Annotated in this window: 9 protein-coding genes and 2 pseudogenes; 9 read left to right on the plus strand and 2 right to left on the minus strand. The window is 63.2% G+C overall.

Features of this window, described 5'->3' with window-relative positions; translation table 11 throughout:
* The 4 genes from VGP39_RS24185 to VGP39_RS24200 all read left to right on the plus strand — a co-directional run.
* The coding region (locus VGP39_RS24185) for a cadherin domain-containing protein (protein ID WP_327570619.1) at window positions 1–3,697 on the plus strand (3,697 nt) is incomplete at its 5' end.
* A 390-nt stretch (window positions 3,698–4,087) separates the two neighbouring features.
* On the plus strand, window positions 4,088–4,783 hold the full coding sequence (locus tag VGP39_RS24190; protein WP_327570620.1) for a hypothetical protein: 696 nt from the start codon (window positions 4,088–4,090) through the stop codon (window positions 4,781–4,783).
* Window positions 4,776–6,431, plus strand: coding sequence for a hypothetical protein (locus tag VGP39_RS24195; RefSeq protein ID WP_327570621.1), 1,656 nt, complete (start codon window positions 4,776–4,778; stop codon window positions 6,429–6,431). The genes VGP39_RS24190 and VGP39_RS24195 overlap by 8 nt, the downstream gene beginning before the upstream one ends.
* Window positions 6,353–10,105, plus strand: a complete 3,753-nt coding sequence (locus tag VGP39_RS24200) for a cadherin domain-containing protein (RefSeq protein ID WP_327570622.1) — start codon at window positions 6,353–6,355, stop codon at window positions 10,103–10,105. The genes VGP39_RS24195 and VGP39_RS24200 overlap by 79 nt, the downstream gene beginning before the upstream one ends.
* A 779-nt stretch (window positions 10,106–10,884) precedes the next feature.
* Here VGP39_RS24200 and VGP39_RS24205 read toward each other — a convergent pair.
* Window positions 10,885–11,784 (minus strand): annotated as a pseudogene (locus VGP39_RS24205) (Mrp/NBP35 family ATP-binding protein); the annotation flags it as partial.
* A 192-nt stretch (window positions 11,785–11,976) separates the two neighbouring features.
* On the opposite strand from VGP39_RS24205, the gene VGP39_RS24210 reads away from it, so the two are divergent.
* The 3 genes from VGP39_RS24210 to VGP39_RS24220 all read left to right on the plus strand — a co-directional run bounded on the left by VGP39_RS24210 (window position 11,977) and on the right by VGP39_RS24220 (window position 14,154).
* Window positions 11,977–12,363 (plus strand): DUF971 domain-containing protein, encoded by a 387-nt coding sequence (locus VGP39_RS24210; RefSeq protein ID WP_327570623.1) that lies wholly within the window; start codon window positions 11,977–11,979, stop codon window positions 12,361–12,363.
* Between the two features lie 48 nt (window positions 12,364–12,411).
* Entirely contained in the window at window positions 12,412–13,560 is a 1,149-nt protein-coding gene (locus VGP39_RS24215) for a winged helix-turn-helix domain-containing protein (protein ID WP_327570624.1), read from the plus strand.
* 132 nt (window positions 13,561–13,692) lie between these two features.
* Window positions 13,693–14,154, plus strand: a complete 462-nt coding sequence (locus tag VGP39_RS24220; RefSeq protein WP_327570625.1) for a hypothetical protein — start codon at window positions 13,693–13,695, stop codon at window positions 14,152–14,154.
* A gap of 90 nt (window positions 14,155–14,244) precedes the next feature.
* Here the strand turns inward: VGP39_RS24220 and VGP39_RS24225 are convergent, their stop codons facing one another.
* Window positions 14,245–14,433, minus strand: a complete 189-nt coding sequence (locus VGP39_RS24225) for a hypothetical protein (protein ID WP_327570626.1) — start codon at window positions 14,431–14,433, stop codon at window positions 14,245–14,247.
* A 292-nt stretch (window positions 14,434–14,725) separates the two neighbouring features.
* Here VGP39_RS24225 and VGP39_RS24230 point away from each other — a divergent pair, with 292 nt between their 5' ends.
* Window positions 14,726–15,787, plus strand: a complete 1,062-nt coding sequence (locus tag VGP39_RS24230; RefSeq protein WP_327570627.1) for an amidohydrolase family protein — start codon at window positions 14,726–14,728, stop codon at window positions 15,785–15,787.
* A gap of 19 nt (window positions 15,788–15,806) precedes the next feature.
* Window positions 15,807–16,010 (plus strand): annotated as a pseudogene (locus tag VGP39_RS24235) (amidohydrolase); the annotation flags it as partial.

A 16,010-nucleotide genomic window follows, 5' to 3' on the forward strand; every position in this document is an offset into this window, starting at 1 on the left:
GCGCGCGCACCAGAACTCGCCCTCGAACATCAAGCCGGTTCCGGCGCTGGATGCAGAGGGCAACCCGGTGCCGATGGTCAGCGTTGCCGAACAGTTGGTGACCATGAGCGGCGACCTTGCCGTCGCGCAGGACTACGAGAACTACCTCAACAACCGCGAAGCCATCAACGCGCTGATGGCGGCGAATCCCGAGTCGGCTTTTACCGCGGGCTGGATTGCAGCTTTTGCTAGGGTGAATGATCTGAAGCTCAACCAGGTGAATGCCAGCGACTTCCTCGGCGGGCTGGCCGGCTGGCTGGATTCGGTGGGCAAGGCCGGGCTGTGGTCCGCCGCCGCGAACGCCACGGTCAAGCGCGGCGCCGACAACAGCGTCATCGTCGAGGTCAAGATCGCGGGCGGAACGGAGGTGCCCGGCGCGCTCTCGGTATTTGCCGACCACATAAACGTTTCCAACAACGCCGGCGGCCAGACCGTGCAGTTCACCGTCGACAGCGGGCTCGGCGCGAGCGGCTATCATTTTCTTGGAGCCGGCGCGACCGGGGGCGACGGCGGCAACGATTTCTGGATCGGGACCAACGCCAGCACGGTCTTCATCGGCAGCGGCGGCCACGACATCCTGACCGGCGGCATATCGAACGACAGCATCGGCGGCGGTGCGGGGTGGGATTTCATCGACGGAAATGGCGGCGAGGACTGGCTCTATGGCCAGGCCGGCGGCGACATCCTGCGCGGCGGGCGCGGTCCCGATTTCCTGTTCGGCGGCCAGGGCGACGACACCTACGCTTTTGCCCGCGGCGACGGCGTCGACGTGGTGCAGGACCACTTCGAGACGCTGGTGCAGGACGCGCAGGGCAGCGGTCCGGCTTCAACTCCCACCTTTAGCATTCAAGCTGTGAATGCGGGCACCGATACGCTGGCGTTCGGCGCCGGCATCGCGGTGTCCGACATTGTGGTGCGGGCCTCCAGCGACAACAAACACCTGGTCGTCGGCGTCAAGGACCCCGCCCATCCCGGCGTTCCATTTGAGCAGCTCGCCGACAGCATCACGCTGCAGAACTGGATCAACGACCCTAACGACCGCATCGAATTGCTGCGCTTTGCCGACGGCACCACGCTGAACATCGCGGCTGCGTTCGCTGCGTACCAAGTGCCGTTCGGCGAGTCGCTGTCGCGCAGCAGCGTCGTGGAAAAATCCGCCATCGGCACCGTGGTCGGGACCGTGACGGGTTTTGATTTCAACTCCAACGCGGCCTTGAGCTATTCACTGCTCAACCCGGATGGCCGCTTTGCCATCAACGCTTCCACCGGTGTGCTCTCGGTCGCCGGCGCGATCAGTTACGACGATACGCATGCCCTGCAGGTCACGGTGCGCGCCGCCGACCAGACCGGCACCGGATTCAACCAGACTTTCACCATCGGCGTGATCGACGTTCCCAACCGCGCCCCGGTGCTGAGCGTGCCGGCGGGCAACATGACCGCAATTGCCGGCCAGCCGCTGCAGGTCTCCTCCTGGTTCAGCGCCACGGACGCCGACAATGACGCGCTGACCTATTACTTCCAGGACGGCACGACGACGCCGGGCAGCGGCCAGTTCGTGCTGAATGGAACGCCGCTCGGGCAGGGCGCAACCTTCGGCGTCAGCGCCGCGCAACTGGCGGGCCTGACATTCGCCGCGGGCGCGGAAGGTCTTGCCGACGATGTGACCATGCAGCTTTCCGACGGCCACGCGGTGTCCGCGGTCGGCGCGTTTCACATCGGCGTCAACCGCGCCCCGGTGCTGAACGCGACGGCGGGCGCGATGACCGCCCTTGCCGGCCAGCCGCTGCAGGTCTCCTCCTGGTTCAACGCCGGCGATGCCGACAACGACGCGCTGACTTACTTCTTCCAGGACGGCACCGCGACGCCGGGCAGCGGCCAGTTCGTGCTGAACGGAACGGCGCTCGGACAGGGCGCAACCTTCGGCGTCAGCGCCGCGCAACTGGCCGGCCTTATCTTCGTTGCAGGGGCGGAAGGTCTGGCCGACGACGTGACCATGCAGCTTTCCGACGGCCGCGCCACGTCAGGGGTCGGCACGTTTCATGTCGGCGTCAACCGCGCCCCGACCGATGCGACGCTGTCGGGCAACACCGTGGCGGAGAATTCCCCGAACGCGACCTATGTCGGCAAGATCACCGGCGTCGATGCCGATGCCGGCTCGGTGCTCACCTATTCGCTGCTCGACGATGCCGGCGGGCGCTTCTGGATCTATCAGGCGAGCGGCGAGATCGTCGTGGTGGATCCGCGGCTGCTCGATTACGAGGCGGCGCGCTCGCACACCGTCACGGTTCGCACCACCGACCAGGCCGGACTCGCTCTCGACAGCAACTGGAGCATCGCCGTCACCAACGTCAACGAGGCGCCGATTGATGCGACGCTGTCAGGCAACAGCGTCAAGGAGAATTCGTCGAATGCCACCTATGTCGGCAAGGTCACCGGCCTTGATCCGGACGCAGGCTCGGTGCTCACCGATTCACTAACAGACGATGCCGGCGGCCGTTTCTGGATCTATCCGGCGACCGGCGAGATCGTGGTGGTCACGCCGCTGCTGCTCGACTACGAGGCCGCGCGCTCGCACAATATTACCGTGCGGATCGCCGACCAGGCCGGGCTGACCCTCGACACCAATTGGAGCATCTCGGTCACCGATGTCGACGAGGCGCCGACCGGGGCGACGTTGTCCGGCAACAGCGTTGCGGAGAATTCGCCGAACGCGACCTATGTCGGCAAGATCACCGGCATCGATCCCGACGCCGGCTCGGTGCTGACCTATTCGCTGCTGGACGATGCCGGCGGGCGCTTCTGGATCTATCAGGCGAGCGGCGACTTCGTGGTGGTCGACCCGCGGCTGCTCGACTACGAGGCGGCGCGCTCGCACACGATCGTGGCGCGGATCGCCGACCAGGCTGGGCACGTGTTCGACAAGGCCTTCACCATCAACCTCACCGACGTCAACGAGGCGCCGACCGGGGCCGTGCTGTCGGGCGGCGTCGTTGCGGAGAATTCGCCTGATGGCGCCGTAGTGGCCACGGTCACCGGCGCCGATCCGGACGCCGCCACGGTGTTCAACTACGCGCTGACCAACAATGCCGGCGGCCGCTTCGCCATCAACGCAGCGACCGGCGTCGTCACCGTCGCCAACGCCGCGCTGCTGGAATATGAAACCGCAACCTCGCACCAGATCAGCGTGCGCAGCACCGACCAAGGCGGGCTGTGGTTCGAGAAGAGCTGGACCATCAATGTCGGCAACGCCAACGAGGCGCCGACGGATGCAAAACTGCTCGGCGGCACGGTGCGGGAGCACGCCGTCAACGGCAGCCATGTCGGCGCCGTGATCGGCGCCGACCCGGATGCGGCAAGCGTTCTCAGCTATTCGCTGACCTCCGACGCCGGCGGCCGTTTCGACATCAACGCCTCGACCGGCGTGGTCGCGGTGAAGAACACGACACTGCTCGACTACGCGACCAAAGTCACCGGCATCGATCCCGACGCCAACACGACGTTCCGCTATTCGCCGAGCTGGAATGCCGCTCGCTGGAGTGAGCGGTCTCCAACCGGAAATCGGCGCATGGCGGCGCGCAGGCGCGTCAGAGCAAGCGAGTGGCGGCGCGCGAAAGGCGCGACTGCCAGCATGGCTTGTATTCGGAAAAGGTTCGCGTAATCAGTGGTACTGAAACGCGTAATCCAAAAATCTACACGTCATTCATGTAGATGCGCGGAACCCGCGAAAGTTTCATGAAACGGAACTCAATTATAGGTTGCTTACGGTAAGAAATTCTGCAAAGCAACTTGCCGAATTAAAAATGCCGGTCTTGTAACGACGGATCGGCCGGGGACGGGAAACGGGGGAGTGGGACTTCCGCAAAACATCAATACCGGACTGTCTGTACTGGCGGTCACGCCCTGCGACGCAGGCGTGAAAGGCGGTGTGATTTGGGGTCAATCAACTTGATGTATGTCGATGCAGATGCAAATTCACGACGTGGCGGCGCCAGCATGACGGCAGGTCTCGTCCTAATCGCGGCTGGACAGCTTTGTTGTGGGAACGGTCATGGCGGATGAAGACAAGCCCAAGATAATTCTTGTTACGCCGACTAAGAAGGTTGACGCTCGGACGCAACCGTCTCCACTCCCGAAGTCGGCTCCGTTACGGACCGAGGAAGAGCTTAGAGCGCTCGCGCTTCGAATAGCCGAAAATTCAGAATTGATGCAGCGCTTTCACTCGGTCGTTGGGTCAAATGACGAACATTGCACCGGGCGCGTTATGCATGAAATCCAGGAATATGCGCAAAGTCTCGATCCCAGCGTTACCATTAGCGAAGGAACGCGCCTAGCTCTCGCTTTGCTGAACTCGCTCGGCCCTGTGAAGGATGAGAGCAATGGCAGATCGGCCGTAACGGAGGCAGCGGTGGCAGACCAGGACAAGCCCAAGCCGAAAATAATTCTTGGCGGCCATACCAAGAGTGCCCCCACGCGAGATTCGAAAGAACTGCCGAAGCCGAAGCCAATAAGGACTCAGGAAGAACTTACGCCGCTGGCATCACGTATCATGGAAAATGCCGCACTTGTGCAGCGGTTTCACGCGGTTATGGGTTCCGGCGATAAGAGTTCAGGGTGGGATGTGATGGAGGAAATCACGAGATATGCTCAAAGCCTTGATCCGAGTATTACTCCTTCCGACGGAACAACAATAGCCCTTATCCTAATGAAAATCGTTGGTCATCCTAAGGGAGAAATCGATGGCTGACCCGTCGACATATGCGTTTCGCGATCTCGTAACCAGCGGTGATCGTTCCCGGATATTGTATGTCGATTCGGTTACACTGATTAATTTCGATCGAATCGGTAAACTTGATACGCTTCTTGACGCGAACAGAATAGTCGTTATCACGCCGGAAGTTCGGCAAGAAGCCGCTCTGGATGGCTTAACCTCAACCAATCCGGGCGCCCCCGAGTCAGCATCACGGATCGCCTTATGGATTCAATCGCAGGAAGTTTTGGGCCATGCTCAAGTCATAGCGTTTGATCCTGGTCGACCGCGATACACTGGGCCGGGCGCCGGCGATCAGTCAATACGTGACGACGTTAGGTATCTGGGAGGAAATGGCCAGGCGATCATTGTTTCCGATGATAAGGATCTTGCAACGAAATCTCTCATTGGAAGCGACCAGCCCGTACTTACCGGGAACTATTATCTTAACGGTCTTCTGGTTGGTGGCGGCATCACGCCTAGTGATTATTTTCAGGTCACGAAGGCAGGAACAGAAACTGGGTTTAGCCAAAAACTTATGCCCAACGATTCCGATTCTATTATTAGAGATAACGTCGAATATGAAATGGTCATCGATGGTGTTACGCGAGGCACTTATCGTTACACAGCCGTCGGAATGTCCAAAATCGTACGCGATGGCGAGCCCATTGAGATTGCGCCATACGAAAAGGGCGGCTTCCGTGATGGAGCACTTCTGAAGGTAACCGATGGGTCTGACGGCGGTCACATCGATACTCTTTTCGACACGGCAAATCTGCAACCATGGTTCACGAATGCTCTCGCGTATGATCCACAGGATCATCTTAGGGGTAGGGATACCCTCAACGACGACGGGACTTCCACGAAATCCGTTTTCGATACGGGCACCGAGCCTTGGTCATCACAAACCTCCGCTTTCGACGCATATCAACGGCTTCAATCGCAGCGCGTGGTCTTCGATGGCGGAGGCCAGCAGGTCAAGCAATACGACCCGAACAACACCCACCCGTATACCGAACTCGAGATCGACGAAGACGCCACTGGCAAGCCCACTGCCGTCCAGATGAAGATCGATGGCCAGAACCTCATGGCCGCCGCTGCTTCGGTCGGCCAGGTGTTTGGGTCGGCGCTCGGGCGGGCGCTGGCGCCAAACAACCAGTTCGGTCAGATCGCGATCGGCACTGTGGCCGGTGCGGTGGGGCAGAAGCTGGCGCAGGCGTTCGCCGCGTCGCTGAACACGAACGCCAGCACCATCAACCTCGCCAGCGCCTTCGACAATTTCCACATCAGCATCGCCGGCGCCGGCGCGGGCGCGGTCGCTTCGTTCCTGACCGCCGAGCTCGGCCATGCGCTGGGCCTCGAGGGCTTCAACGCGCAGCTGTTCAATGCCACCGTCGGTACGCTGGCGAGCGGGGTGGCCAACAAGATCGCGGCCGACATCGCCAGCGGCCTCACCTTCAACGGCGCGATCGGCGCGCTCGACTGGAGCGGCGCGGTGCTCGGCGCCGCCGCAATACCGGGCCCAATCTCGCCGGAATACTGGGTGGCTACCTCGGTCGCGAACTGGTGCCGGCGCAGACCCATGAAGGCGCGGTCGGCGGGCAATTGCTGGGCGCGGTCGGCAGCGCGATCGGCATCAGCCTGACGCTCGGCCAGGGGCTGGGTTTGGTGCTCGATTTCATCATCCCGGGAATCGGCTCGCTGGTCGGCACCATCATCGGCACGCTGATCGGCGACGCGGTGGGCTCGCATCCGCATCCCGCGGCGGTCGACACTATCGACCAGGCCGGCGACCATTACGGCTACAACCATTCCCAGGTCTCGGCCTCCGACGGCGGCGACTATTCAATTCCCGACCCGATGGCGCGGTCGGTGGACGCCATCGTCAACGCCTATTTCTCCGCCGTGCACGGCGTCGTGCTGGACCATTTCAAGCAGACCATGGTCGGCTATGTCACCGATCCGGACTTCCGCTACATTGCAGGCTGGGCGCCGACCCACCGCTACTACAGCTTCATCCACCCCGACGACGCCGTGCATGCCGCGGCCCTCGACATCCTGCAGCACTCCGAGGTGATCGGCGGCGACCTTCTGCTCAAGCGCGCGCACCAGAACTCGACGGCGAATGTTGCGGGCCCCGAGCCGGACTGGGCCGGTCTGACCACTCCGTCGGAGCAGTCCGGCGCCGAGCAGCTCATCACCCTGAGCGCTGACCTCAGTGTCGCGCAGGATTACGAGAACTACCTCAACAACCGCGAAGCCATCAACGCGTTGACGGCCGCAAATCCCGATTCAGCTTTTACCGCGGGCTGGATTGCAACTTTTGCTAGAGTGAACGACCTCAAGCTCAACCATATGAACGCCAGCGACTTCCTCGGCGGGCTGGTCGGCTATCTGGATTCGGTGGGCAAGGCCGGGCTCGGCGCGGCGGCGAACGCAACCGTCAGGCGCGGCGCCGACAACAGCGTCATCGTCGAGGTCAAGGTCGCCGGCGGCGTCGAGGTGCCCGGCTCGCTTTCGGTATTCGCCGACCGCGTTACGATCGTCAGCGACGCCGGCGGCCAGACCGTGCAGTTCACCGTCGATAGCGGCGTCGTTGCCAGCGGCTATCATTTTCTTGGGGCCGGCGTAACCAGCGGCGACGGCGGCAACGATTTCTGGATCGGCGCCGCCGGCGTCGCCAATAATTTCGCCGGCAGTGGCGGCCACGACATCTTGGTCGGCGGCGCGGCCGGCGACACCATCGGCGGCGGAGGCGGCTGGGATTTCATCGACGGCGGCGCCGGCAACGATACGCTGGCCGGCGGCGATGGCAATGACATCCTGCGCGGCGGCAGCGGCAATGACGGCCTCTACGGCGTCGGCGGCAACGATACCTACAACTTCGCGCGCGGCGACGGTTTTGACGTCGTGCTCGACGACTACCGCTACATGGAAGCCGATGGTGCGGGATATTCCGGCGCTCCAGGCGCCGGCAATCCGGGCTTTCATGAAGTCCATGCAAGCGGCGGCCTGGATTCGCTTCAGTTCGGCGCCGGCATTTCCCTCTCGGATCTGGTGGTCGCCAGCGACGGCGCCGACCTGATTGTCGGCGTCAAGGACCCCGCGCATCCGAATACGCCGTTCGGCCAGCTGACGGACATCCTCACGCTGCAGCGCTGGATGGACGCCGACGGCAAGGACCGCATCGAGACCTTCCGCTTCGCCGACGGCGCGGTGCTCAATGTCGCCGCCGGCATGGCGGCGTTCGCGCCGTACCAGGTCCCGTTCGGCGCGACGCTGTCGGGCCACGGCGTTGCGGAGAATGCTCCCAACGGCACCGTGGTCGGAACGGTGACCGGCTTCGACATCGCCACCACCAGCCTGAGCTATTCGCTGATCGACGACCCCTACGGCCGCTTCGCGATCAACGCCGCGACCGGCGTGATGACCGTCGCCAATGGTGCCTTGCTGGATTACGAAGCCGCGCGCTCGCATACTGTTACGGTGCGCGTCGCCGACCAGGTCGGGCATGTGTTCAGCAAGCCCTTCACCATCAACGTCAGCAACCTCAACGAGCGGCCTTACGATGCGGCGCTGTCGGGCGGCGGCGTGGCTGAGAATGCGGCTGATGGCACCTATGTCGCCACGGTCACCGGCTTCGATCCCGACGCCGGCGCCAGTTTGCGCTATTCGCTGAGCTGGAGTGCCGGCGGCCGCTTCGCCATCAACCCGGTGAGCGGCGCGATCACCGTCGCCAACGGCGCGTTGCTGGACTACGAGGCCGCGCGCTCGCACACCGTCACGGTTCGCACCACCGATCAGGCCGGGCTGTATCTCGACACCAACTGGAGCATCGCCGTCACCAATGTCAACGAGGCGCCGATCGACGTCACCTTGTCGGGCAGCAGCGTGGCCGAGAATTCGCCGAACGCCACCTATGTCGGCAAGGTCACCGGCCTCGATCCGGATGCAGGTGCGGTGCTCACCTATTCGCTGCTCGACGACGCCGGCGGCCGCTTCTGGATCTATCCGGCGACCGGGGAGATTCTGGTCGTCAACCCGCTGCTGATCGATTACGAGACCGCGCGCTCCTATCACGTCACGGTGCGGATCGCCGATCAATACGGGCTGAGCGTCGACAAGGGCTGGACCATCAATCTCACCAACGTCAACGAGGCGCCGATCGATGCGACGCTGTCGGGCGGCGTCGTGGCGGAGAATTCGCGGAACGGCACCGTGGTGGCGACGGTTACCGGCCTTGATCCCGACGCCGGCGCCAGCTTGCACTACGCGCTCACCAGGGACGCCGGCGGACTCTTCGCCATCGACGCCTCGAGCGGGGTCGTCACCGTCGCCAACTTCGCGTTGCTGAATTACGAGGAAGCGCATTCGCACATCATCACGGTTCGCATCACCGACCAGGCCGGGCTGTATCTCGACACCAACTGGAGCCTTGCCCTTGCTAATGTCGACGAGGCGCCGATCGTCACCGTCTCGGACTTCAACGGCGACGGCAGGAACGACATCCTGTGGCGCAGCGACAGCGGGGCCATCGCCACCTGGAACATGTACGATCACGGCTATAGCGGGCTTGTCATCGGCTCGGCCCCCAGTGACTGGCACATCGCCGGCACCGGCGATTTCAACGGCGACGGCAAGGCCGACATCCTGTGGCGCAGCGACGGCGGATCGATCGGGACCTGGAACATGAACGACCGGAGCCATGGCGTGGCCGTCATCGGCTCGGCCCCGAATGGCTGGCGCATCGCCGGCACCGGCGACTTCAACGGCGATCACAAGACCGATATCCTGTGGCGCGACGACAGCGGATCGGTCGGCACCTGGAACATGACCGATGGCGCCTATAGCTCGGCTGTCATCGGCTCGGCCCCGAACAGCTGGCGCATCGCCGGCACCGGCGACTTCAACGGCGACGGCAAGACCGATATCCTGTGGCGCGACGACGGCGGATCGGTCGGCACCTGGGACATGAACGATCACGCCTATAGCTCGGCTGTCATCGGCGCGGCCCCCAGCGACTGGCACATCGTCGGCACCGGCGATTTCAACGGCGACGGCAGGAGCGACATCCTGTGGCGCAGCGACGGCGGATCGATCGGGACCTGGGACATGAACGATCACGCCTATAGCTCGGCTGTCATCGGCTCGGCCCCGAATGACTGGCACATCGCCGGCATCGGCGACTTCAATGGCGATCACAAGACCGACATCCTGTGGCGCGACGACAACGGAACGGTCGCCACCTGGGACATGAACGATCACAGCCATAGCGCCGTCGTCATTGCCACGGTCCCGAACGACTGGCACATCATATAGGCGACGCCGCGAGCCGCTTTTACGGCCGCGGGGCGGAGACCGCGCTTGCGTGCAAGTCCATGGAACCGCGATGGAACCATCCTGAAGGTGGCACATTCTGTTGCGGGATTGTTTGACAGCGATTTTCCGTTCACGAAGAGAGAAATGAATTATTGCACCGCGACAGCGATTTTTGCAGGAATTTTGCTGGCGCCACGCCAAAACACTTTTTCCGAGCCATCCATTTCACCGTCCTCTCATGAGGAGCCGCGCGTTTGCGCGGCGTCTCGAAGGATAGCCGGCCGGCAAAAAATTTAATGTTTTTTTCGCTTGACAATATTCCGTCATAGCTTATAACCCTAGTCATCCCATCCTAGCTGGAGGGAGCGTTACTTAAGGACGCTTTGCAACGTGGGGGTGGGAGCGGCGCCTAAGGGCGGGGGCTAACGTGGCTCACGCTCGCGGGAGTACTTGGGTATCCGTCCGGCCCCACTCTCGGGGTCTGCCACTTGAGCTGGCTGGACGGGGACAGGCAGCGGCGCGAAATCGCCGTGCGCCAAGTCCCCGGAAGCGCGGACCAGGGCTACTACGCCGTGACGGAACGTCGAGAGGCGTTGCCGTGTGCCTCTGTTTCCCGGCGATCCGGGAAACAAGCCGCGGCTGTTACCAAGGTGCGCCTTTCGGCGTTCCGCCTCCCTCTTATCTCGTCGAGGGAGGTTTTCTGAACCCACCATTCACGCGAAGGGATTTGCGGGCGGCGATGACGCTTGCCCGGAGCAGGGGAGGCAAACGCTTTGCGATCACTCGATCACGATGCGCGGCGCCGGCCGGCTCGCCGCGCCGGTGGTGATCGCCGTCCAGACGTTGCGGGCGATATCGATATAATGCCGCGCATGCACGCCGTCAGGGTCGGTGGCGACAACAGGTCGTCCGTCGTCCGAGCTCTGGCGAATCTGCATGTCGAGCGGGATCTCGCCCAGAAACGGAATGCCGCGCGTGTCGGCCTCCTGCCGCGCGCCGCCGTGGCCGAAGATCGCCGTGACCCGATTGCAGGCCGGGCAGCAGAAGCCCGACATGTTCTCGATCAATCCGAGCAGCGGCACGTTCACCTTCTGAAACATCGCGATGCCGCGCCGCGCGTCGATCAGGGCGATGTCCTGCGGCGTCGAGACGATCACGGCGCCGGCAAGCGGCGTCTGCTGCGCCATCGTGAGCTGCGCATCGCCGGTGCCGGGCGGCAGGTCGACCACCAGAATATCGAGTTCGCCCCATGCCACCTCGCGCAGCATCTGGGTGATGGCGGAGATCACCATCGGCCCGCGCCAGATCATGGCGAGGTCCTCCTCGACCAGGAAGCCGATCGACATCACCTTGACGCCAAAGCGCTCCATCGGCTCCAGCTTGCGCCCCTCCACCAGCCGCGGCTTGCCGCGCAATCCCAGCAATTTCGGCTGCGACGGCCCGTAAATGTCGGCGTCGAGGATGCCGGTCTTGAGCCCGAGCGCGGCGAAGCCGAGCGCGAGGTTGCAGGAGGTGGTGGACTTGCCGACGCCGCCCTTGCCCGACGCCACCGCGATGACGTGCTTGACGCCGGCAACGCCTGCGGCTTTCGACGTCGCGCGCGCCTGACCGGCGGGCTGGGTTGACATGGCGCGCTCCCTACGGCCGCCCTCAGCCGGCGCGCCGGCATGGCGGTTGCTTCGTTCCATGGTCCGCGGTACCTGCTGGAACGAAAACCTGCAAGGGCGGATCGCGCCAGCGCCCTTGCGGAATAGCATCAACGCGCAACCGCCGGGCATAAGGATGCGTTCTTCGATGTCGCGCCTTAAGGATATTTTGGCCGCGCTGCGCGCATTCGCGCATGGCTGCAAGATCGTCATCGAGGTTGCGGCTTGAGCGCGCCGGACGCCGCCCCGGCCTGGCCGGTCGAAATCCGGCTCGCGAAAGATCGTCGCGCCCTGACCGTCGCTTTCGATGACGGCAAGACGTTCAGTCTGCCCGCCGAATTGCTGCGCGTGACCAGCCCGTCGGCCGAGGTGCAGGGACATTCCGAGGCGCAACGCAAGACGGTCGGCGGCAAGCGCAACGTGACGATCCTGTCGGTGGACGCGGTCGGCAATTACGCGGTGCGGATCGGCTTCGACGACATGCACGGCACCGGCATATACTCCTGGGCCTTCCTGCACGATCTCGGCCTGAACGCCGAGCGGCGGTTCAAGGATTATCTCGACGATCTTGCGGTCAAGGGGCTTGACCGCGACCGGCCGGGCATGCGCTAGCCGGTCTTGCCCGACGCGCGCACGGGAATCCGGCTACACTTCTGTTCCATGACCGCAAGCAAATCCGTTTCCCTGACCAAGGCTCAAGCAAGGCACGTCTGGCTGCACGCCCAGCGGCTCGACGCCGCTGCGCCCTTCGGCGACGGACCGCAGGCGACGGCATCCGCGGTCGAACATCTGGGCTATGTGCAGATCGACACCATCAACGTCATCGAGCGCTGTCACCACCATATTCTCTGGACCCGGATTCCCGAATATCGGCGCGCCGATCTGCGCCAGGCCCAGAGCGTCGACAGGAGCGTCTTCGAGTACTGGACGCATGCTTTGTCCTATGTGCCGACAAAAGACTTCCGTTTCTTCATTCCCGACATGAAATTTCACCGCCGCGAGGGCCACAAATGGTTCGCGTCCGTCGCCCCCGCCGACCTGCGCAAAGTGCTGCGGCTGATCCGGAAGGACGGCGCACTGACGATCCGCGACATCGAGGATGACGTGCTGGTCGACAAGGAGCATCTGTGGGCCAGCCGCAAACCGTCGAAGCGGGCGCTGCAGCTGGCGTTCTACACCGGAGTGCTGACGATCAGCGAGCGCAACGGCATGCTCAAGACCTACGAGCTGATGCACCGGCATTTTGGCTGGGACAAGCCGCCGAAACCCGCCTCGGCAAAGGAAGTGTCGAATTATCGGCTCGACCGCGCCTTGCGCGCGCAAGGAATTGTCAGCCTGGATTCGATCTGCCACCTCGATGCGCCGAGCAAGCCGCAGGTCCGGCGGCTGATCGATGCAAGAGTCCGGCGCAAGGAACTAGTGGCGGCCGCGCTCGAGGGCGCGGGCAAGCAGGAGCACTGGGCGCGGCCGGAGACGCTGGAGGCTGGCGATCCCGCATCGGAGATGGTCCACATCCTCTCCCCGTTCGACCCGCTCATCATCCAGCGCAAGCGGACCGAGCTGTTCTTCGGCTACGACCATCGTTTCGAAGCCTATGTGCCGAAGCAGAAGCGGCGCTTCGGCTATTTCGCATTGCCGGTCCTGGTGGACAACGACATCGTCGCCGCCATCGATCTCAAGACCGATCGCAAGCGCCGCGAATTGCTGATGCAAAAATGGACATGGATCGGCAACCGCCCGCGCAGCGACCTGAAGCGACGCATCGAGCAGGAACTGCACCGCTTCGAGCGCTTTCAGCTCGCGGACTGAGGGGCTGCGCGCCAGGCAATTGCATCAAAGCCTTTTAAGCCATTGGGCAATTAACCATAAACGGCGGTTTTCCTAGGTTTACCGCCCGGTGAAACTCGACTATTGTAAGCCGTTTGAAGGCTTGGGACGGCCATGATCAGAACGGTTTGGCTCGCCATAGCGTGTTTAATCGGCATTGCGGCGCTGACCGTCATCAAGGTCGGCACGACCTCGTTTGAAGCCGGGCTTGCTTCCGACCAAACCACCGCAACGAGCGCGATATCCGAGACGTCGTTATCCGATCCCTCGGCCTCCGCTACCTTGGGTAAAGCAGACCGGCTGGACGTCGCCGACGAAGACGCCGCCAAGCCGGTCAGGCCGATCGCGATCACGACCAAAGTTGCCGCGGCTGCGGCTTCCGAGGCCAGCAGTTCTGAAAAGAGCTGGCGCAGCTCCTACGCCAAGCGCCAAGCTGGCGTCGCCAAACATCGCAAGGGCAAACTTAAAAAGACCTCACGACGGCACGGCTCCTATCGTGTCTCCAGAAACCATGGGTCGTCGAAGTACATGGTGGTGCGCAAGCAGAAGCAGAAAAAGAGCCGCTCACGAAGGTGACAAGCGCTCCGCGTGCGCGCGGCGCGCAGGTTGATCTTGGAAAAATGCCCGACCGAACGGCCGGGCATTTTCTATCTCGTCGTCTGCTGCCTACTTCGTCGTCGAAGGAGCGGCCGGCGAGGGCGGGGGCGAGGGAGTAGTTGGCGCGGGCGCGGTGCGGGTCTGGCCCACGGTGGTTCCCGGCGCCGTGTTGCTTGCCGACTGGTTGGTGTCGCGCGGCCACAGGAACAATGCGCCGACAATCAGCACGGCGGCTGCAATGGCAGCGATGGTTCCCATGCCCATTCCGGCCTCCCGGGTCACAGGCGTGGCGCGGTTATCAAGGTCGTCTCTCAGGGGGCGGTTATCAAGATCGTCTCTCATTGCGGTCTCCATAATGGTTGCCCAATTCCAACCGTCACGTTTTGGAAATGTTCCACCGAAAAGCGGCGCGTTCAGGTGGGCTCGAGCCGCTGAAAATTCGACCCGGTTGCGGACGGCGCAGATCTCATAATCCCTTGCGCTGCCCTGCCCTCGGCTGCACAGTTGCAGCGCGGCAACTCAGGCCGCCAAGAACCAGTCCCGAGGAACCATGGCGGCGACACGGATCGACTGCGATATCCATCCCGCGGTGGGCGGGACGCGCACCACGCTGCTGCCTTATCTCGACGATCACTGGAAGGAACAGGTGGTGAGCCGCGCCATCGACGGGCTCGATCTCACCTCTTATCCGCCCAACATGCCACTGTCGGGCCGGCCCGACTGGCGGCCCAAGGACGGCAAGCCGGGCAGCGATCTTAAGATGGTGCAGCGCGGGACGTTCGACCAGCTCGGCGCGTCGCACGCGATCTGCAACGTGCTCTATGGCGCGCAGGCGGTGTACGATCCCTATATGGCAGCCGCCTTCTGCAAGGCGATCAACGACTGGATCGCGGCGGAATGGCTGTCGCGCGATCCGCGCTTGCGGGCGTCGATCGTGGTGCCGATGCAGGCGCCGGATCTCGCCATCGAGGAAATAGAACGGAGTGCGGGCGATAACCGGTTCGTCTCGATTCTGGTGCTGGCGCAGGGCGAGAGCCTGCTCGGACGGCGGCATTTTTGGCCGGTGTATCAGGTCGCCGAAAAGCACAAGCTGCCGATTGCGATTCATGCCGGCAGCCAGTATCGGCAGGCGCCGAGCTCGATCGGCTGGCCGTCCTACCGCTACGAGTATTATCTCGCTGAGGCGCAGGCGTTTCAGGCCCAGGTGTTGAGTCTGATCTACGAGGGCGTGTTCCTGAAATTCCCCGGCCTCAAAGTGGTGCTGATGGAATCGGGGATCAGCTGGCTGCCGGCCTTCATGTGGCGCGCCAACAAGACCTGGCGCGGCGTCCGCGTCGAGGTGCCGTGGATCGACCGCGAGCCGGCGGCGATCATCCGCGACCACATCCGCGTGACCACGCAGCCGTTCGACAGCCCGCCCGACGCCGAGGGCGTTGCCGACATCATCGACCAGATCGGCTCCGACAAGATGCTGCTCTTCGCGTCCGATTACCCGCACTGGCAATTCGACGGTGACGACGCGATACCGCCGCATCTGCCGGACAATATCGTTAAGCGCATGTGCGCCGACAATCCGCTCGAAACCTTTCCGCGGCTCAATCTCGCCGCATGATCACTCCAAGGAGGATCGCATGAACGTCATCGACCGCCCTCTGCTTGAACAGGAAGCGCCCGCGAAAAGCCGGCTGCGGATCATCGACTGCGACATCCATCCGAGCCTGCATTCGCGCGCCGACCTCAATCCGTTCCTGCCAAAACGCTGGCAGGAGCATCTGAAGACCTACGGCGATCATCTGCGCACGCCCTATATCGGCACCACGCCGTATCCGCGCTCC

The sequence above is a fragment of the Bradyrhizobium sp. genome, from assembly GCF_036009065.1.
Taxonomy (GTDB): Bacteria; Pseudomonadota; Alphaproteobacteria; order Rhizobiales; family Xanthobacteraceae; genus Bradyrhizobium.